This window comes from Ectothiorhodospira variabilis (assembly GCF_022227625.1).
Lineage (GTDB): Bacteria > Pseudomonadota > Gammaproteobacteria > Ectothiorhodospirales > Ectothiorhodospiraceae > Ectothiorhodospira > Ectothiorhodospira haloalkaliphila.
In genome coordinates, this window is record NZ_JAJNAO010000003.1 from 67,868 (window position 1) to 86,887 (window position 19,020).

The window sequence follows — 19,020 nt, forward strand, 5'->3', positions numbered from 1 at the left end:
CATGCTTTCACGCGTCGCAGAACGGCTTTACTGGATGGCCCGCTATATCGAGCGGACCGAAAACACGGCCCGTATGGTCACCGCCTTCAACCATCTGGCCCTGGACATGCCCTATCAAACCCGGGTGTCCTGGGCCGGGCTGGTGTCCATCACGGGCAGTGATGCGATATTCGAGGAGCGCTACTCCGAGTACAACGAGGCCAATGTGGTCAAGTTCCTCCTGGGTGACCCCGCCAACCCGGGATCGATCCTCAATGCCCTGACCAGCGCCCGGGAGAATGTGCGTACCACGCGGGATCGGGTGCCCACCGAGGTGTGGGAAACGGTGAACGAACTGCATCTCTACGCCCGCTTCAATCTGGATGCGGGGGAGGGCAAGCGGGGGCGCTATCGCTACCTGTCCCAGATTCGCAGCCGCTGTCAGCAGATCACCGGGATGCTGGCGGGCACCATGAGCCACGACCACGCCTATGATCTGATCAAGGCTGGGCGCAATCTGGAACGGGCGGACATGACGTCACGTCTGCTGGATGTGGGCGCCGTGGGGTTGCTCTCGCGTGGGAAAGATGCGGACGAGGACGCCTCGCCCTTCGAGGGACTGCTGTGGATCAACATCCTCAAGTCGTTGAGCGCCTTCCAGATGTACCGTCAGCATGTGCGCCGGCGGGTCAACGCGACCGATGTGCTGCGCTTCCTGGTGCAGGATCCGGAATTTCCCCGTTCCATCAGTCATGCCCTGGCGGAGGTGGAACACAGTCTGGCCAACCTGCCCCGTAATGACATCCCCCTGCGCATGGCCATGCAGGTGAAGCGCCATGCCGTGGACTCCCAGGTGGACAAGCTGCTGGAGCCCAAGGAGTTGCATCGGTTCATCGATGACCTGCAAAAGGAGATGGCGGAACTGCATGGCCTGGTGGCGGAGACCTGGTTCCGCCTGGACAAGGCGGCCTGAGACCCGGCATCCGGGTCTGGCACCCTCAAGCCGGCGTGCTTAGCCGGTTTTTTTGGAAGGTTTGCGCGTACTGCGGCGGTTGACGGTGACTTCCGTGCCGCGGCGTTTGCGTCCGCGAGCAGCCTCCCAGTCAAAGCGGGGCAGGTCCCGGAAGGCGGCCTTGATGTTGTCGTCCCAGGACCGCTTCAGATCGGTGAGATAGTCATCATCCGCCTCCAGGCACAGATAATGCTCGAAGGTCAGGCTGTCGCGTTCGTAGACAATCACCTCGATGGGAGGGCCCACGGTCACATTGGAACGCATGGTGGAGTCTATGGATACCAGGGCGCAGCGCGCCGCGTCACCCAGGCTGCCTTCGGGGCTGATGATGCGATCCAGAATGGGTTTGCCGTACTTGCTCTCGCCGATCTGCAGGAAGCGCGTATGGGACGAGGCCGTGATGAAATTGCCCTGGGGGTAGACCAGGTAGATCTCCGGTTCCTGTCCGGCAAACTGCCCGCCGATGATGAAAGAGGCATCGGCCCGGAATCCGGCCTTGGTGAGGGCCTCCCCGTGTTTTTCCTGCTCTTCACGGTTCACCCGGCCCAGGTATTCCGCCGCGTCGGACATGCCCCGCACGGTGTGCAGGCTCTCCTCCGCGCTGTCCTCGATGTCGCGCTTGAGGCGCGCCAGTACCGCCTGGGTGGTGGCCAGGTTTCCGGCGGCGAGTAAAACGAAGACACGATCCTCCTCCACTTCGAAGGTGTGCATCTTGCTGTAGGTGCTCACCTGATCGGCACCGGCGTTGGTGCGTGAGTCCGAGGCAAACACCAGCCCGGCGTCCATGGTGATGGCAAGGCAATAGGTCATTGAGGGATGTGGTTCCTGAGCGGCGGTAAGGCATAGTAGGAGGGGGTTGCACCGGGCGTCAATGCCAAGGGGCTTAATCACAGGTGCAGCCGCCGCAAATGGGGATCCGGTTCGCTCGCATCCCAGTAGGTGATGAATTGCTCACCCATGAGCTTGCACCGCCGGGGGGCGTGGAAATTCACCACTGCCTGATAGCGCAGGGCCTGGGGTTGATGAATGAGGCCCTGGCGGTCGGCAACGAGAAAGGCTTCAGCGACGGAGCGCCGATCCTTTTCACTCATGCGGCGGACCTGAATGCGGCTACTCAGGCGCTGGGCCAGGGCGATGAGGCGGTGGGTTGTACCTCGCAGCGGGTCGCTGTCCTGGATCAGGATGCGGATGTCCGCGTGGCGACTGCTACGAGCCAGCCGGGAGATGGGTTCCACCACCGCCGGGGTGTCGAAGATCGCCGGATCCAGGTGCCGGCTGGTGACCCAGAGGCTGCGCCGGCCCTGTTCCGCCATGCGTTGCACGGCCAGGCACAGCTGATCGGGCGTCTCCAGTGTGATATCGCCGTCGGTGCGGCCGAGCAGATAGCGTTCCGGGTGTTCCATCAGGGGTTGAGCGGAGGTGGTGTACATGATGGAGGCCTCCAAACGATAAGACCCGCACGGGGCGGGTCTTGAGCAACAGGCCCACCGAAAGTGGGCGCTGCTGCGGATCGATCATCCGGGACTGGATCAGCCGCGGGCAACCCAGGCGGTGCACCAGCCGTCGGCGGCCACGACCTTGCCGGGGAATACGGCGCAGGGGCCCCACTCTTCCTGGCTGGGATCGTTGTACAGCAGGCAGTTGGAGCAGTACTGACCTTCAACTTCGGACTGGTGCACGTACTGCAGGGCCTGGGCCTCGGCAGATTCGGGATCCAGGCGCTCGGCGGCTGCGGCAGTGGTGGTCCAGCCCAAGCCGGCGACGGGCACGGCCACCAGGCCGGCGACACCGAACTTCAGGAAGCTTCTACGGCTAAGGTCTTGCTTCTTCATTCTCTTTTACTCCTAGCGTCTCGCGATGATATCAACGGGGGCCGGCGCGGGGTTCTCTGCCCTGATCATCCGGTGATCCCGATTAAGCGGGCTGGGCCCGTCTTGCTGTCAGCCTTCGGTCACTGATAAAAATCATTCCCGATGGCCTTATCTTTATTCTGGTAAGTATCCAATAAACGGCGCCTGAGGGCTAGTCTTGACGGGAAAATCGTTACCCGGATGGCGGCCCCTCTGGAGAGGGATTCGTCAACTCGTGTTGTCGTCACTCCGACGAAAGAACAGTGTCACCTCACCCAGGCGGATGCCGAACTTGCTCATCACCGCGCGGTTCACCAGCACGCCGTCCTCGTGCATGAACATCCAGTCGTCGAAATTCACCCGCCAGATACGACCGCTGATGGGCAGGCGCAGGACATAGGTGAAATTGAAGGCCTGTCCGCAGAGCTTGCCCTTGGCTGTCCCCTCCACATCGTCGGCGCGACCCTCGTAGTGCTGGGCATCCAGGCGCTTGAGACGCCAGACGCGTCGATCCTTCTCGCCATCGTCGTAGACGAAATCCTCTTCCAGCACCAACTCATCTCCCTCCACATGTCCCAGGATGTCCACGGTGAACTGGCGATGCACCGTGCCAAATCGATCCTGAAACAGGCCCCAGGCCTTCACCTGACCATCGAAATAGGCCTCCAGGTCAAGGGTGGGCTTGCGGTCTTTGAATGCCTCGATCTTCATGGCTCACCTCCAGGGTGACGGCGACTGAATCATCAGGCGGGCGCTTCCAGCACGGCGTGCATCAGATCCGTGTTGCGGGAGCGGAAGCCCGCCTCGCAATAGGCCAGGTAGAACTCCCAGGTGCGCAAAAAGCGCTCGTCATAGGAGCCCAGGGAGAGAATCGCGCTGGATTGTTCCTGAACACGCTGGTACCAGCGGTCCAGGGTGCGGGCATAATGCTCTCCATGAAATTCTCGGTGACGAAGGGCCAGCCCGGCCTTGTCCGCGCATTCGCTGAAGATATCCACCGTGGGCAGCATGCCGCCGGGGAAGATATACAGTTGAATGAAATCTGCGGCGCGGCGGTAATAGCCGAAGGCACCCTCGTCAATGGTGATCACCTGCACGGCGGCACGGCCTCCGGGCTTGAGGCTCTTGCGTACCGTCTCGAACCAGGTGGGCCACCAGCGCTCGCCCACCGCCTCGAACATCTCGATGGACACCACGTGGTCAAATTGTTCGCTCACATCCCGGTAGTCCTGCAGGCGCAGATCCACGCGGTCGGCCAGGCCCGCCGCCTCCAGCCGTGCCTGGGCATAGTCCAGCTGCTCCCGGGAGAGGGTGACACCGGTCACCCGGTGGCCCTGGCGGGCGGCGTATTCGGCAAAGCCGCCCCAGCCACAGCCGATTTCCAGGATGTGTGAACCGGGAGCCGCGTCCAGGTGTTCCAGCAGGCGGGCGTACTTGCGTTGCTGGGCGGCCTCCAGGGGTTCATCTTCCTTCTCCAGCAGGGCGCAGGAGTAGGTCATGGTCTCGTCCAGCCACAGGCGGTAGAAATCGTTGCCCAGGTCGTAGTGGAACGAGATGTTGCGGCGGCTGCCATCGCGGCTGTTGGCGCGGAACTGGTGGCGAAGGAAATCTGCCACCCGTGACCAGAAGGCGCTGTAGACCAGACTGCGGATATATTCCTGATTGACCGACCCCATGGCCAGCAGGGCCTGCAGGTCCGGCGTGTCCCAGTCTCCCACCATATAGCCCTCACCCAGGCCCACCAGGCCCCGGGACAGCAGGCGCCGCAGCAGGACGCCCGGGCGGTGGATCCGGATGGTGCCACAGCCACCGGGGTGCGTGCCCTGAACCCGATGTTCGCTGCCATCGGGGCCGATCACCCGCAACTCCCCCGAGTGCAGGCCCCGCAGCCGCCGTAGCAGAAAACGCATGGCAAAGCCGCCGGTGCGGGCGCCCAGGGTACGGGGCTGGGTGGGTGTCTGTTCCACGGACATCAGTTCATCTCCTCTGAGGATGAGCTGGGCTTGCTGTAGTACTTGCCGCCTTTCCACCAGATCTTCAGGGCCTGCCAGTGAATGCCGAAGATCACCTTGAAGGTCATCAGGGGCATGGTGGCCACGGCCTTGAGCAGCTCGCGGTCACTGAGTGGACGTGCATGACCTGTCTGGCTGGCGGCCAGCATGAGTTTGGACCGCTGATATTCATGGATGAGAACACTCAGACCCTGTCCCGGTTCCGACAGCCGGAACTGATAGCGTGCATCCATCTCGATGAAGGGGGAGACGTAGAAGTGCTTGTCCTGGCTGGCACGCACCGGCCAGTCCAGGGGTTGATCCCCGTTGTGGAGGACATAGTGATGACAATCCCCGAGGGTATTGCTCACTTCGCAGATGATGGCCCGCAGGCTGCCGTCCCGGTGCAGGCAGTAGAAAAGGCTCAGGGGATTGAAGACGTAGCCCAACACCCGTGGGAATGCCAGCAGGAAAATGCGACCACCCTCCAGGTCCACGCCCGCCTGGGCCAGTTGCGTTTCTGCCCAGGGGCGCAGCGGGGTGCCGTCGCGGGCGCCATGGTCGCGATCATCCAGGCTCAGGAGATTGAAGCGGTTCACCGACAACAGCCGGAGTCGTCGATCCAGGGCGTTTAGCCGGTCCACGTCCACCACCAGGCTGAAGACCCGGTAGACGAAGCGGTAATCCACGGGAAACAGCCGCCGGTGCATGACCCGGGTGCGGTAAAGGCGTCCATCCTCCATGTCCGCCAGGCCCATGGGGGCTCCGGGGTCTCCTTCGGGAAGGCTCATGACGCCTCCGTTCCGACCGCGCCAGCTGGTTGCGCCGCCTCGTCACCGGTGGCCTCGCGGGGGATGCTCCAGGGCGGTGAGACGCCCAGGCGTCCGGCGATCTGAATGGCCGAGCGCAGGCCGTCCTCGTGGAAGCCGTATCCCGTCCAGGCGCCACAGAACCAGATGCGGTCGGCACCTTGCAACTCCGGGAGCTGCTTCTGGGCCTCCATGGCGCGCTGGTCGAACACCGGGTGATGGTAGCGGATCTCCCGGATGATGGTCTCCTCCCGCGGCTCGATCAGCGGGTTGAGGCTCACCAGGTAGTCCCTGGATTCATCCAGGGCCTGTAGCCGGTTCATCCAGTAGGTGACCGAGACGGCATTGGCCGGGGAATCGGCGGTACGCTGTCGGGCCATGTAGTTCCATGATGACCATACCCGCTTCATGCGCGGCATCAGGCGCACGTCGGTATGCAGCAGGGTGCGGTTGGGCTGGTAGGTGAAGCACTGCAAAATCCGGGATTCGGCCTCGGTGGGATCCTCCAGCATGCCCAGCACTTCATCGGCGTGGCAGCCGAACACCACCTGGTCGAACGCGTGTTCTCCCTGGTCATCGGTGATCACCCGTATCTGCCCCTCCTGACGCTGGACGGCCACGACCCGACGATTCGCATGCACGCCTTCGGGCAGGGCCTTGAGCATTTGCCGGACGTACTCGCGACTGCCCCCCTTGACCGTGTGCCACTGGGGGCGGTCGGCCAGGTCCAGGAGCCCATGGTTGGAGAAGAAGTTGAGGAAGGACTCCAGGGGGAAATCCAGCATGCGGTGGGTGGGGCAGGACCAGATCGCAGCCGCCATGGGCAGCAGGTAATCATCGCGAAAACCTGGGCCGTAACGTTCCTGAATCAGGTACCCGCCCAGCGTCACCTGGGGCACGTCGCCACTCTGGAGCAGGGCCTTGCCGGTGCGGTTGAACCGGAGGATGTCCCGCAGCATGCGCAGGAACCGGGGGTTGAACAGATTGCGACGCTGGGCGAACAGGGTATTCAGGTCCGAACCCGCGTACTCCAGCCGACCGCCGCCCACGGAGGCCGAGAAGGACATATCGGTGGGTTGCGACTCAATGCCCAGATGGGCGAACAGGGCCTTGAGGTGGGGATAGTTGCGGTGATTGAAGACCATGAATCCGGTATCCACCCCGCGCGGGCCCTGATCCCCGGGGACATCGACGGTGTTGGTGTGGCCGCCGATGTAATCATTCTTCTCGAATACTGTCACATCATAGTGTCGTGACAGCAGCCAGGCGCTGGCCAGTCCCGAGATCCCTGCGCCGATGACGGCGATGCGTTCGCGAGCCATGTGATTCCCCTAGTCCTGAAAAGGATACTTATACATTAACTGTACAAGCTTTGATTTTTATTGTACAAGGTTTTTGAGAGCGCTGCTTTTCAATCGAGTGCTCAAGATTGTGACCATACGATGGTGGCAAGACCCGGGACAAGAGCGCTGCGGGACAGGGTTGCGCCGCCGCGGTCATGAGAGGATGGAACGGTCCAACATACATGCTGTCACCTGCACGGAGAAAAGGCCATGACAAAGACGGTCACGAAGATTGCCGGGGGCAAGGAGCCGGTGGAGGCTCATGAGCCCATGTCGGCTGATGAACTTGCCGAACACTATCGGCTGATGCTCGAAGGGCTGGGGGAGGACCCGGGTCGCGAGGGGCTCCAGGGCACGCCACTCAGGGCCGCCAAGGCCATGCAATACCTCACCAGTGGCTATCATCAGTCCCTTGAAGAATTGGTGAACGGGGCGCTGTTCGCCTCCGACAGCGATGAAATGGTGCTGGTCAAGGACATCGAACTGTATTCGCTCTGCGAGCATCATTTGCTGCCCATCATCGGCAAGTGCCATGTGGCCTATATCCCCGATGGCAAGGTGATCGGCCTGTCAAAGATTGCCCGCATCGTGGACATGTTCGCCCGGCGCCTGCAGATCCAGGAGAGCCTGACCCGGGAGATCGCCCAGGCAGTGATGGACGTCACCGGCGCGCGGGGCGTGGGCGTGGTGGCCGAGGCCAGGCACATGTGCATGATGATGCGTGGGGTGGAAAAGCAGAATTCCGCCATGCTCACCTCGGTGATGCTGGGTAATTTCCGGGACGACGCCCGCACCCGCTCGGAGTTCCTGGAACTGATCCGCCGCAGCCATTGAGGAGGTTTCGGGTTTGCCTCGGGTATTCGGCCACAAGGGGTGAGGGCTATGACCACTGCACTGATCTGGTTCAGGCGGGATCTGCGCCTGGCGGATAACCCCGCGCTCATGGCGGCCCTGGACTCGGCCGAGCGTATCGTGCCCGTGTACATCCATGCCCCGGAGGAGGAAGGGGGCTGGGCGCCGGGTGGGGCGTCGCGCTGGTGGCTGCATCATGGCCTGGCTCGACTGGGCCAGGATCTGGCCGAACTCGGGGCACCACTGGTGATTCGCACCGGCCCCAGCCTGGAAACCCTCCAGGATCTGATCCGCGAGACCGGCGCGTCTCATGTGCACTGGAATCGGCTCTATGAGCCGGACATCATCCACCGGGACACCCGCATCAAGCAGGCCCTGCAGGCGCAGGGTGTGCAGGCGCGCAGTTTCAATGGGGCACTGCTCCTGGAGCCATGGGCGGTGCAGAACCGCTCGGGCGACCCCTACCGGGTGTTCACTCCCTACTGGAAAGCCTGTCAGGCCCAGGGGGCCCTGGAAGTCAGTCTGCAGCCCCGGCCCGGGCGGCTGATGTCGGCGTCGGAAGACTGCCGCGGCGAGGCCCTGGAAAGCCTGGGGCTGTTGCCCACCATTTCGTGGGATGCGGGACTGGCCGAGGCCTGGACGCCGGGGGAGGAGGGGGCTCACACGGCCCTGGAGGGTTTCCTGGATCACGCCCTGGCCGATTATGGGGAAGCCCGTAACCTGCCTGATCGGGTCGGTACGTCCCGCCTTTCACCGCATCTGCACTTTGGGGAGATCAGCCCCCGGCAGGTGGTTCACGCCTGTCAGCGGGCGGTGGCTCAGGGTCGGCACCGGGGAGCAGATGCCTCGGTGAAGGCCTTTCTCGGTGAGGTGGGCTGGCGCGAGTTCGGGCATCATCTGCTGTTTCACTTCCCCCACACGCCCTTGAATCCCCTGGACACCCGTTTCGAGGATTTCCCCTGGCCACCTCAAGATGACGACGCCCTGCAGGCCTGGCAACAGGGCCGTACCGGCCTGCCCATCGTGGATGCCGGGATGCGCGAGTTATGGACCACCGGCTGGATGCACAATCGGGTTCGCATGATCACCGCCTCGCTGCTCACCAAGAATCTGCTCATCCACTGGCGCGAAGGCGCCCGCTGGTTCTGGGATACCCTGGTGGACGCGGACCTGGCCAGCAACACCCTGGGCTGGCAATGGACGGCCGGCTGCGGGGCGGATGCTGCCCCCTATTTTCGCGTGTTCAACCCGGTGCTCCAGGGAGAGCGGTTTGACCCCAAAGGCGACTACGTGCGTCGCTGGGTGCCGGAACTCAAGAATCTGCCGGACAAGTACCTGCACAAGCCCTGGCAGGCCCCGGAATCCGTGTTGCGTGGCGCTGGCGTCCGACCTGGACGGGATTATCCGCGACCCATCGTGGATCTGGCGGTCAGTCGCCGCGAGGCCCTGGCGGCCTGGGAGACCCTGCGTCAATCCGCGTGAGCCGAGCGCAGATGGGCTTCCAGTTGACGCGTGGCCTGCCAGGGGTCGCGCTCCAGGGGAATCAGGCCGGCCCCCGTCAGGGCACGGCGGTGTTGATGGGCGCTGGGGCCGGCGGCCAGCACCGGGCTGTTGATCCTGCCCGACCAGGACGGCAGTCCCCGGGTGAGCAGGTCGCGGGACAGACGGTCCTCTCCTGCCAGGATCAGGCCCCGGGCCGGAACCTGATTCATGGTGGCCTCCAGGGTGTCCAGGGTGACGGGGCCGGCCAGCCACAGCACCCGCAGGCCCTGGGTGGCGGCCAGCAGGGCCAGCATGTCCAGGTCCAGGGCTTCGCCCTGCTCCGGGAAGGGCGCAAGGACCAGGACCGGCCCCTGGGCATGACTCAGTTCGTGACGAAATCGGGACGCCAGGGTGTAGCGGGCCCAGCCCTGGAAGAAGGCCCGGGCGGCGGCTGACAGAGGCGTATCCCCGACCCGATCCCGCAGCGCCGTATGGGCGGGCCAGAGCAACTGGGGGATGACCTGTTGCACCGGGAAGATCGACATGGCGTCGGCGTAAACCCGCTCCAGGGCGTGGCTGTCGAATTGCAGGGCTGCAGCCGTCAGTCGTGCCTGATAGTCGGCCCAGGCAGAGGAGGGGCCATGGCCCGGGGTGCCTTGCGTGGGCGTTGATGGGTCGGGGGCATCCAGCAGCTTACCCACCTGGCCGATGGAAATGCCCTGATCCAGCAGTTCGAGCACCTGGCGGATGCGATCAATGTCGCCGGTGCTGTAGAGTCGATGTCCCTTGGGTGTGCGTTGCGGACGGATCAGCCCGTGACGCCGTTCCCAGGCACGCAGGGTGACCGGGTGCACTCCGGTCATGGAGGTGACCGTGCGGATGGGGAACAGCCCGTCAGTCTCGGGCGGCGAGACCTTGGCTGGGGGTGTCGGCGTCATGTCGTGATTGTACAACCGTTGTATAATTTTTGTGTAGCCTCGAGCGAGGCGGGAGGGTATCGGGTCATGGCAGAGCAGACGCAAATGAACGGTGCGGCCACGAACACTGCCGGGGTCGTGTGGCTGGTGGGGGCCAGTACCGGCATCGGCCGTGCCCTGGCCTTGCGCCTGGCCGCCGCTGGCTGGTGTGTGGCGGTCACCTCCCGTAGTCGGGACAAGCTGGAGGCGCTGGCCGCCGAGGCCTCCGGGCCCGGGCGCATCCAGGCCTTTCCCGGAGATGTCACCGACGATGCCGGGCTCAAGACCCTGGTGGAGGAGATCGAGGCCCATGCGGGGCCGGTGGATATGGCCATCCTCAATCAGGGGGACTACCAGCCCATGGGGCTGGAGGAGTTCGATCCCGCCCTGTTCAAACGCATCGCGGACATCAATTACCTGGGCGTGGTGAATGGGCTGGCTGCGATCATGCCGCCCATGATCCAGCGCGGCCGTGGCCAGATCCTGGTCACCGCCAGTCTGGCCGGATACCGGGGCCTGCCTCGGGCTGCCCCGTATTCCGCCTCCAAGGCGGCAGTGATCAATCTGGCCGAGTCCCTGCACCCGGAGCTGGCACAAAAGGGGGTGAGCCTGAGGCTGATCAATCCCGGTTTCGTGAAAACGCCCATGACCGACAAGAACCAGTTCAAGATGCCGTTTCTCATCGAGACCGACGCAGCGGTGGATGCCATCATGAAGGGGCTGGACCGCAAGGGGTTCGAGATCAGCTTCCCCAGGCCCTTTGCCATCATCATGAAGACCCTGCGCCTGCTACCCTATGCTGTATTCCTGCGACTCACCGGGAGGATGGTGAAAACATGAAGGATGTCATGGAGGCCTCGGCACGCCGCTATGCCGGTTTCTTCACTCATCTCAAGGAAACGGATCTGGATCGGCTGGGCGAGGTCTTCACGCCCGACGCCCGTTTCAAGGATCCCTTCAACGACGTGAGCGGGCTGGACGGGATCGAGATGGTGTTCCGCCACATGTTCCGCAACTGTCCGGAGCCGCGCTTTTACATCCACGCCTGGGCGGTGAAAGACAACACCGCCTATTTTCACTGGCGTTTCACCGACCGGGAAGACAACGGCGTGAGCGGCATGCGTCTGGATGTGGATGGCATGAGTCGGGTGCTCTTCAATGATTCCGGTCTCGCCATCAGTCATGTGGATTACTGGGATGCGGCCGAATATCTTTATGAACAGATCCCTGTCCTGTCGGCAGCCATCCGGTTCGTGAAGCGCCGTATCACGGCCTGAACCGGCCCCGCCTCCGGCGGGGCCGGTGGCTGCATCCTGGAGCGTCAGGTCAGAACGTCAGGGCCTCGCGCACGATCTCATCGAGCAGATCTTCCACGGCCTGCAGGGCCTGGCGGGCGTCCGCGTCCTCCAGCAGCGCCGGTCGCCGATAACCCAGGTGGATCACGCCGGGTTCGTCCACGGTCTCATACACGGCCACCACGTAGGGACAGAAGACGATGTTGTGGGGGTCGGTCTCCATCATCTGCCGCGACAGCCCGGCACTGCAGAATTCCAGGGCCTGGGCGTGCTTGAACAGGGCTTCTCCCCCCACATCCGCCCCCGTACGCGCGAGCATGGCACCGATATGGGCCACATTGTTGATGACGATGCCTCGGTCGACGATGGCCATCTCCAGGGCCTCCCGATACCATTCGAAATCCCCTTCGATACTGTAGACGCGCATGTGCTCGGTGTCCCGATGCGGTTCCGCGGCGTGAATGGGGGCGGCGAGGATGAGGGCCATGAGGGTGGCCAGGACAATGAGGGGGCGTGGCATGGTGGTCGGCTCCTTGATCGGATCAGATCGGTTTGACTTGCAACTTCGGTCAGTTCATTCGTGCTCATAGTAATGACCGGCATGCAGGAAGCGGCGGCTCCAGTAGGGGTTATCCAGGCGCTCCGTGCTCACCGGGCGTCCGCTGGAGGGGGCGTGGACGAACTGACCGTCGCCGATGTAGATGCTCACATGGCTTGGGCCTGAGCCCTTGGTGCGGAAGAACAGCAGGTCACCGGGCTCCAGTGAGCGCGGCGATACCCTCTGGATCTGGCCACTTTGCTCGCGGGCGGTGCGGGGCACGGAAAGGCCGATGTGTCGATGGGTGTACCAGACCAGACCGCTGCAATCGAAGCCCTCGCGGGGGGATTGGCCACCATACTGGTAGGGGGTGCCCACCTGGTTGAGCGCGGAGAACACCACCCCTGCACGTTGTTCGGACAGCGACTCGGAGTGGCTGGGCGCCAGTGAAGCCTCCGGGCGCTCCGGCGTCGCGCCACAGGCCATCAGGGCCATGCCGAGTGTCAGGACGATCGCTCCCTGGAGGGAGCGGGCCCTGCTGACGGAGATCCGGCCGCGCCCTGTGGCCCGCAGGGTCATCTGCCCGGACCGGCGGGCCCGCCCGCGTCGTTTGCGGTCGGTGCCAGGGCTTCCTGCACCTGCTGAAGCGGGAGCGGGGCAGTGGTGTCGATGGTGATCACCGGTTCGGCGGGCAGCAGCGGCTCGTGGCTGTCCAGTTGATGGTTGACCACGCTCATGTCGGCATCGGAGGCATCATCTCCGGCGCGGGCGCGCTCGGCAATATGGGTCCGTAACTGTTCTGGGTCGGCCCGGTAGTCCAGTACCCGGAAGGGCATTCCACGGGTTCGGGCCAGCTCGGCAAAGCGCGCCCGCTGGGCCGTCTTGAGGAAGGTGGCATCCACGATCACCGGATAGCCGGCCTCCAGCACCTCCACGGCCAGCTCACTCAGTCGCCCATAGGTTCGTTCCGTCAGGTCCGGTGAATACAGGCCCTGGTTCGTCCCGTTGCTGCGCCGCTCGGTGGGACGGATGCCGGACATGCGCTTGCGTTCCACATCAGAGCGCACACGGATGGCATCAACCGCTTCCATCAGCGGCTGACTCATGGTGGTCTTGCCACTGCCGGAAAAGCCATGATTGATAAACAGGGCCTTGCCACGGGGTTTTGTGAAACCCTCTGCCAGGTCCAGGTAGGCGTGGCATTCCCCGGTAAGCCTCTCCCGATCGCCCTCAGGTAGTTCGTTCTGCCCCAGCCGGATCACTGCCACCTTGGCCCGCACCATGGCTCGGTAGGCCTGATAAAAATCCAGGAGGCGCATGCCCCGGTAGTCTCCCGTGTGTTCCAGCCAGATATTCAGAAAACGATTGGCATGGGCCGGGGCGCCTCGATCCTTGAGGTCCATGGTGAGGAAGGCCACTTCGCTGACGATGTCGATCCAGCGCATGAAGGGGTTGAACTCGATCCCGTCGAACAGCGTGGGCTCATCATCCACCATGGCCATGTTGCCCAGATGCATGTCCCCATGGCATTCGCGGATGAAGCCGCGCTGCTTGCGCTCCATCAGCAAAGGCCGGAGTTCCTCAAAGCGCGCCAGGGTCCAGGTTTCCACACGTTCCAGTTGCGCCAGCCGCTCGGTATCGTTGAGCAGCTTGCGGATCTGCTCGAAGTTCTGCTGCATGGGTTGGAGGACCTTCTCCGGTTCCCCGTAGTCGCTCTCCGGCGGGGCCACGGCGATCCGTTCATGGAAGGTGGCCACCCGACGGGCCATGTTTTCCATGAGCTCGATGGAAAGGTGGCCCTCGGACTGCAGATGGTCCAGCATCAGCGAGGTGTCGAAGCGTTTCATGCGCACGGCATACTCGAAGGGTGCATCCGGGCCATTGAATACCGGTGCCTCCGGGCTGCCGGAGAAGGCCACCAGGTCGTCGTAGATCCGGGGGGCGAGGCGTCGGTTCAGGCGCAGTTCCTCTTCACAATAGAACCGACGACGCTCCAGTTGCGTGAAGTTCAGAAAGCCCAGGTCCAGAGGTTTCTTGATCTTGTAGGCGAAATCGCCGGCCAGCAGCACCGTGGAGATGTGAGTCTCGATGCGTTCCACCTCATCCACGGGATGGGGATACGCATCGGGCTGCTCAAGGGTGCGGATCAGTCGCCGCTGTAGGGTCTGTTGATCGGTCATGATTGTGTGATGGGGCTTCGACCGCAAGGGGGCCTGAGTGGGTATAGTGTAGTGGAACCTCAAGAATCCTACCCGATCCCACGACCATGGCAAAACGAACCACCCGGCGCGCGGCGCCCAGGAAGGACAGCAAGGACAGCAGCAAGGAAGGCAAGTCCACTTCCCGGCGCCGATCGGGAAACCGGTCGTCCCGCAGCAAGCGCCGCAGTCGCCGCCGTTCCCGGCTGGGCATCGCGCTGGCGTTCACTGCCCTGCTGGGGCTGGGGACCCTGGTGGGGTTGGGGGGCTATACCCTGCATCTGGATCAACAGATTCGCTCCCAGTTCGAGGGCAAACGCTGGTCACTGCCGGCCCGGGTGTTCGCCCGTCCGCTGGAGATCTATGTGGGCCTGGATCTGGACCGCGAGACCCTGGAGCAGGAACTGCAGTTGTTGCATTACCATCCTGGGCAAGAGGGCGGCGGACGTTATGCCCGCCGGGGTGACAGCCTGGTCCTCAATACCCGTGGATTTCCCTTTGCCGATGGCTACGAGCCGGCGCGCAGCGTGCGCGTGTCCTTCAGTGATGGCCGCGTGAGCGGGCTTGAGGACCTGGAGCAAGGCAACTCGCTACCCCTGCTGCGCCTGGAACCGGCGCTGATCGCCAACATCTATCCCAGCCACGGCGAGGATCGCCTGCTGGTGCAACTGGACGACGTCCCCGAGGAACTGATTCGCACCCTGCTCACGGTGGAGGACCGCAAGTTCTACGAACACCGGGGCGTGGACCCGGCGGGCATCGCCCGGGCGGCCCTGGCCAACCTGCGGGCGGGGCGCACCGTACAGGGTGGCAGCACCCTGACCCAGCAGTTGGTGAAAAACTACTTCCTCACCCATGATCGCAGTTGGGGGCGCAAATTCAACGAGGCCATCATGGCCCTGTTGCTGGAGTGGCGCTACGACAAGGACGAGATCCTCGAGGCCTATCTCAATGAGGTCTTTCTGGGGCAGGACGGCATGCGGGCCATCCATGGGGTGGGCATGGCCAGTCAGTTCTATTTTCAGCGTCAGCTGAGTGAACTGGGCACCGCCGAGATGGCTCTGCTGGTGGGCATCATCCGTGGCCCAAGTTTCTATGACCCACGCCGCCGGCCCGAGCGGGCCATGGAACGCCGCAATCTGGTACTGGCCCTGCTGAAGTCGGAGGGCCACCTGGAGAGCGATCAGGCTCGCGCAGCGCGGGAGCGCCCGCTGAACGTCAGCGCCAATCCGCCGTCCGGAGTGACGCCGTTCCCGGCCTTCGTACAACTGCTCAGAGATCAGCTGCGTCGGGATTACCGGGACGCGGACCTTCAGGAAGAGGGCCTGCTGATCTTCACCACCCTGGACCCCATCAAGCAATTGGCCACGGAGCAGGCACTGGTGCGCCGTCTGGCGCGTCTGGAACAGGGCCGGGGGCTGCCCGAGGGAAGTCTGCAGGGCGCCGTGGTCTTGACTCGCCCCGACAACGGTGAAGTGCTGGCCGTGGTGGGGGATCGCCAGGTGCGCCAGGCTGGTTTCAACCGGGCGCTGCAGGCCCGCCGACCCGTGGGGTCGGTGATCAAGCCGATGGTTTACCTGGCGGCCCTGTCCCATCCGCATCGCTATTCACTGGCCACACTCCTGGAGGACGAGGCCTTCACCGTGGAACTGGATAATGGCGACACCTGGACGCCGCGCAATGCCAGTCGCGAATTTTATGGACAGGTGACCGCTCAGGAATCCCTGGTGCGCTCCTACAACGTGGCCACCACCCGCCTGGGCATGGACCTGGGCGTGGGGCGGGTGGTGGAACAGATCCGGCGTCTGGGCATCAGGCAGGACCTGCCCGCCTATCCTTCGCTGTTGCTGGGTGCCGTGGACATGAGTCCGCTGGAGGTCACCGGCCTGTATCAGGGCCTGGCCTCCGGGGGGTACCACGTGCCCCTGCGTGCCATCCGCGAGGTCATGGACCGTGAAGGGCAATTGCTGCAGCGTTACTCCCTGTCGCTGCGCCAGGCGGCGGACGAGAAGGCCGTCTATCTGGTGACTGCGGCCCTGCACGAGGTCACCCGCAGCGGCACCGGCCGCAGGCTGCAATCCAGTCTGCCCGAGGGGCTGGCCGTGGCCGGCAAGACCGGCACCACCGGGGAGATGCGGGATGCCTGGTTCGCCGGCTACAGCGGCGACGCCCTGGCCGTGGTCTGGGTGGGCCGGGATGACAATCAGCCCATGGGGCTGACGGGTTCCAGCGGGGCGCTGCCGGTGTGGAGTGATGTGATGCAGGCCGTCTCCCGCCGCGGCCTGATGCCCTCGGTCCCGGAAGGGGTGGCCTGGCGTCTGATTGACGCAGAAACCGGCCTGCTGGCCGAGGAAGATTGCGAAACCGCCCAGTGGATGCCCTTCATCGACGGCTCTGCACCCATGCAGCGCTCGGAGTGCGGGGTGCAAACGCCACCGCAGGAGGCGTCTCAACCCCGGTGGTTGTTTGGAGGGGGACAGTGAGGGTTTGGGCTCACTGTTAAGGCGATGATGGAATCTGCATCGTCACACAATGCAGACTCCCGAACTGGCGGATCAGCGCCCGGCAGTCGATGCCGATAACCTCCCGCTCCGGAAACACACCCGCCAGCGCCTCCAGTGCCACCTCGTCGTTGGGGTCGTTGTAGGTGGGTACCAGCACGGCCCCGTTGATGATCAGGAAATTGGCATGCGTGGCGGGCAGGCGCTGCCCCTCCTGGTTGTGGATGGGGGCCGGCAGGGGCAGGGGGATCAGACGGTAAGGGTGCCCCTGGGGCGTGCGCAGGGCCGCCAACTCGCGGGTCATGGCCAGCAACGGGCCGTGATGCGGGTCCTCCGGGTCTTCGCACACCACATGGGCAATGGTATCCGGGCTGCACAGGCGGGCCAGGGTATCCACATGGCCGTCGGTGTCGTCCCCCTCCAGATGGCCATGTTCCAGCCACAGCACCCGTTGTGCACCCAGTTCACGTTCGAGCATCGCCTCCACAGCCGCGGCGTCCAGACCCGCATTGCGCGAGGGTGTCATCAGGCAGCAGCGGGTGGTCAGTATCGTCCCCAGGCCATCGGATTCGATGGACCCTCCCTCCAGGACAAAATCCACCGGTCGCAGTGCACGCTCGCCGAAGACCCCCTGATCATGCAGACGGGCGGTGATGCGATTGTCCGCGTCGGCGGGATACTTGCCCCCCCAGCCGTTGAAGGTGAAATCCAGCATGACCGGGGTGTCGTCTTCCAGGATGGTCAGTGGGCCATGGTCCCGGGCCCAGGTATCATTCCCTGGTGCCAGGGCCGTGGTCACCCGCCGCATGTCCACCTGGGACTGGGCCAACTCGCGACAGACGTGAATCTCGTGGTCCTCGTCCCGGCAGGCCACGATAAGGGATTCCCGGCGGGTCACCTCCCGGGCGATGCGTGCAAACACATCCTCTCCCTCGGGCAGAATGGGGGCCCAGTCGGAATCCTCATGGGGCCAGGTGAGCATCACGCCATCCTGCGGCGCCCACTCAGGGGGAAGGATTCGTCTCATGGGGGGACTCGAGTGGGAAGCTGTCAGTGTCGCGGCAGATCGACGCGGTCGGCATCCACCACGGTATGAATGACGTGATGGCCCTCGAACACCACCGAGAAGCCATCATAATCCCAGCGGGTGATGGGCGGCTGGCCCACCGTCGGGTGGCGGGTGAGGGGCTCGCCGAAGCGTTGCACCACCGTGCGCTGGTGCATGCCACGCACCGGCTGCTCGGGCTTTTCCAGCACCTGGGGTTGCCCGCTGGGCAGCATCAGGATATCCGCCGACGCCGCAGGAGCCAGGCACAAGGCAATCACCAGGCTTGCGCATGAGGCGGACAATCTGGACATCATGGACTCCAGCGAAAGAAACATGACCTCAATATATCACCGGCCCCCCGGGGAGAAAACATGATCCTGCCCGCCCCCCTCATTCCTGGCACCCTGCAAAGACGCTACAAGCGCTTCCTGGCCGACGTCACCCTCGACGATGGCCAGGAAATCACCGCTCATTGTCCCAACACCGGCTCCATGATGGGCTGCATGGAACCCGGCGCCCGGGTCTGGCTCAGCCGCAGCGATGATCCCAAACGCAAGTGCCCCCACACCTGGGAACTGGTCCAGGCACGGGAAGGCGTCCTGGTGGGCATCCACACCGGTCGCAGCAATGCCCTGGTGGAAGAGGCCATTCGCAGCGGCCACCTGCCCACACTGGCCAACCCCACCGAGCTGCGCCGGGAAGTGCGCTACGGCCGAAACCGCAGCCGCATCGATCTCTTGCTCACCCTGGACGACACACCCTGTTATGTGGAAGTGAAGAATGTGACTGCAGCCGTGGACAACGGAGTCGCCCTGTTTCCCGACGCCGTCTCCACCCGGGGCACCCGCCACCTGCAGGAACTCATGGCCATGGTGGAAGAGGGGCATCGGGCCGCCCTGGTCTTCTGCGTGCAGCGTGAGGATGTCACCCGCGTGCGCCCCGCCGACGAGATCGACCCCGACTACGGCCACTGGCTGCGCCGCGCCGCCGAGTCCGGCGTCGAGATCCTGGCCCTGGGTGCCCGGGTGTCGACCCGGGATATCACACTGCATCGGACCCTGCCGGTGGATCTGGAATAATCGTCTGGCACTTAGGCAGCCCCTGAGGTGTCCGGGGGGCCGCGGGCGGGCGTTCACCGCATGGATGCGGTGGCCGAGCCTACAGGG

The 19,020-nt window shown here is 64.1% G+C and carries 20 protein-coding genes; 7 read left to right on the forward strand and 13 right to left on the reverse strand.

Features of this window, described 5'->3' with window-relative positions; translation table 11 throughout:
* The first annotated feature begins 1 nt into the window (after position 1).
* Positions 2-952 (forward strand): alpha-E domain-containing protein, encoded by a 951-nt coding sequence (locus tag LPW30_RS05185; protein ID WP_025280964.1) that lies wholly within the window; start codon positions 2-4, stop codon positions 950-952.
* Positions 953-991: 39 nt separating this feature from the next.
* On the opposite strand, the gene LPW30_RS05190 is transcribed toward LPW30_RS05185, so the two are convergent.
* The 7 genes from LPW30_RS05190 to LPW30_RS05220 all read right to left on the reverse strand — a co-directional run bounded on the left by LPW30_RS05190 (position 992) and on the right by LPW30_RS05220 (position 6,963).
* Positions 992-1,801, reverse strand: a complete 810-nt coding sequence (locus LPW30_RS05190; RefSeq protein ID WP_025280965.1) for a proteasome-type protease — start codon at positions 1,799-1,801, stop codon at positions 992-994.
* A 77-nt stretch (positions 1,802-1,878) separates the two neighbouring features.
* Positions 1,879-2,421 (reverse strand): DUF7931 domain-containing protein, encoded by a 543-nt coding sequence (locus tag LPW30_RS05195; RefSeq protein WP_128571854.1) that lies wholly within the window; start codon positions 2,419-2,421, stop codon positions 1,879-1,881.
* 99 nt (positions 2,422-2,520) lie between these two features.
* On the reverse strand, positions 2,521-2,823 hold the full coding sequence (locus LPW30_RS05200) for a high-potential iron-sulfur protein (RefSeq protein ID WP_025280967.1): 303 nt from the start codon (positions 2,821-2,823) through the stop codon (positions 2,521-2,523).
* 246 nt (positions 2,824-3,069) lie between these two features.
* Positions 3,070-3,552: a DUF3833 domain-containing protein gene (locus tag LPW30_RS05205; protein WP_239680251.1), complete on the reverse strand. Its 483-nt coding sequence runs from the start codon at positions 3,550-3,552 to the stop codon at positions 3,070-3,072.
* 32 nt (positions 3,553-3,584) lie between these two features.
* Positions 3,585-4,814 carry an SAM-dependent methyltransferase gene (locus LPW30_RS05210; RefSeq protein WP_025281274.1) on the reverse strand — a complete coding sequence of 410 codons (1,230 nt, stop codon included), beginning with the start codon at positions 4,812-4,814 and terminating at the stop codon, positions 3,585-3,587.
* Positions 4,814-5,623 carry a DUF1365 domain-containing protein gene (locus tag LPW30_RS05215; protein ID WP_420797711.1) on the reverse strand — a complete coding sequence of 270 codons (810 nt, stop codon included), beginning with the start codon at positions 5,621-5,623 and terminating at the stop codon, positions 4,814-4,816. Before LPW30_RS05215 ends, LPW30_RS05210 begins: the two co-directional genes overlap by 1 nt.
* Positions 5,620-6,963 (reverse strand): NAD(P)/FAD-dependent oxidoreductase, encoded by a 1,344-nt coding sequence (locus tag LPW30_RS05220; RefSeq protein ID WP_238625032.1) that lies wholly within the window; start codon positions 6,961-6,963, stop codon positions 5,620-5,622. The genes LPW30_RS05215 and LPW30_RS05220 overlap by 4 nt, the downstream gene beginning before the upstream one ends.
* 291 nt (positions 6,964-7,254) lie before the next feature.
* Between LPW30_RS05220 and folE the strand changes: the two genes are divergently transcribed.
* Both folE and LPW30_RS05230 read left to right on the forward strand, forming a co-directional pair.
* Positions 7,255-7,818 carry a GTP cyclohydrolase I FolE gene (folE, locus tag LPW30_RS05225; RefSeq protein WP_238625057.1) on the forward strand — a complete coding sequence of 188 codons (564 nt, stop codon included), beginning with the start codon at positions 7,255-7,257 and terminating at the stop codon, positions 7,816-7,818.
* 48 nt (positions 7,819-7,866) lie between these two features.
* A complete protein-coding gene (locus LPW30_RS05230) occupies positions 7,867-9,318 on the forward strand; it encodes a cryptochrome/photolyase family protein (protein WP_239680252.1) in 1,452 nt (483 codons plus the stop codon).
* Here the strand turns inward: LPW30_RS05230 and LPW30_RS05235 are convergent.
* Positions 9,306-10,256: a MerR family transcriptional regulator gene (locus LPW30_RS05235; RefSeq protein WP_239680253.1), complete on the reverse strand. Its 951-nt coding sequence runs from the start codon at positions 10,254-10,256 to the stop codon at positions 9,306-9,308. The genes LPW30_RS05230 and LPW30_RS05235 overlap by 13 nt on opposite strands.
* Positions 10,257-10,322: 66 nt before the next feature.
* On the opposite strand from LPW30_RS05235, the gene LPW30_RS05240 reads away from it, so the two are divergent.
* Complete coding sequence (locus tag LPW30_RS05240; protein WP_238625035.1) at positions 10,323-11,114, forward strand: SDR family NAD(P)-dependent oxidoreductase; 792 nt, start codon at positions 10,323-10,325, stop codon at positions 11,112-11,114.
* A complete protein-coding gene (locus LPW30_RS05245; RefSeq protein WP_239680254.1) occupies positions 11,111-11,551 on the forward strand; it encodes a nuclear transport factor 2 family protein in 441 nt (146 codons plus the stop codon). Before LPW30_RS05240 ends, LPW30_RS05245 begins: the two co-directional genes overlap by 4 nt.
* Positions 11,552-11,600: 49 nt before the next feature.
* Here the strand turns inward: LPW30_RS05245 and LPW30_RS05250 are convergent, their stop codons facing one another.
* The 3 genes from LPW30_RS05250 to LPW30_RS05260 form a co-directional block, all read right to left on the reverse strand.
* Positions 11,601-12,089, reverse strand: a complete 489-nt coding sequence (locus tag LPW30_RS05250) for a DUF302 domain-containing protein (protein ID WP_239680255.1) — start codon at positions 12,087-12,089, stop codon at positions 11,601-11,603.
* Positions 12,090-12,143: 54 nt separating this feature from the next.
* Positions 12,144-12,602, reverse strand: coding sequence for a C40 family peptidase (locus LPW30_RS05255; protein ID WP_238625037.1), 459 nt, complete (start codon positions 12,600-12,602; stop codon positions 12,144-12,146).
* An 80-nt stretch (positions 12,603-12,682) separates the two neighbouring features.
* Entirely contained in the window at positions 12,683-14,287 is a 1,605-nt protein-coding gene (locus LPW30_RS05260; protein WP_025281284.1) for a bifunctional aminoglycoside phosphotransferase/ATP-binding protein, read from the reverse strand.
* A gap of 86 nt (positions 14,288-14,373) precedes the next feature.
* On the opposite strand from LPW30_RS05260, the gene mrcB reads away from it, so the two are divergent.
* Positions 14,374-16,788 carry a penicillin-binding protein 1B gene (mrcB, locus tag LPW30_RS05265; RefSeq protein ID WP_239680256.1) on the forward strand — a complete coding sequence of 805 codons (2,415 nt, stop codon included), beginning with the start codon at positions 14,374-14,376 and terminating at the stop codon, positions 16,786-16,788.
* Positions 16,789-16,804: 16 nt separating this feature from the next.
* Here the strand turns inward: mrcB and LPW30_RS05270 are convergent, their stop codons facing one another.
* Both LPW30_RS05270 and LPW30_RS05275 read right to left on the reverse strand, forming a co-directional pair.
* Positions 16,805-17,833, reverse strand: a complete 1,029-nt coding sequence (locus LPW30_RS05270) for an agmatine deiminase family protein (protein ID WP_239680257.1) — start codon at positions 17,831-17,833, stop codon at positions 16,805-16,807.
* A 23-nt stretch (positions 17,834-17,856) separates the two neighbouring features.
* Complete coding sequence (locus tag LPW30_RS05275; protein WP_084306754.1) at positions 17,857-18,165, reverse strand: hypothetical protein; 309 nt, start codon at positions 18,163-18,165, stop codon at positions 17,857-17,859.
* 60 nt (positions 18,166-18,225) lie between these two features.
* On the opposite strand from LPW30_RS05275, the gene sfsA reads away from it, so the two are divergent.
* Positions 18,226-18,933: a DNA/RNA nuclease SfsA gene (sfsA, locus tag LPW30_RS05280; protein WP_239680258.1), complete on the forward strand. Its 708-nt coding sequence runs from the start codon at positions 18,226-18,228 to the stop codon at positions 18,931-18,933.
* Positions 18,934-19,020 lie beyond the last annotated feature (87 nt).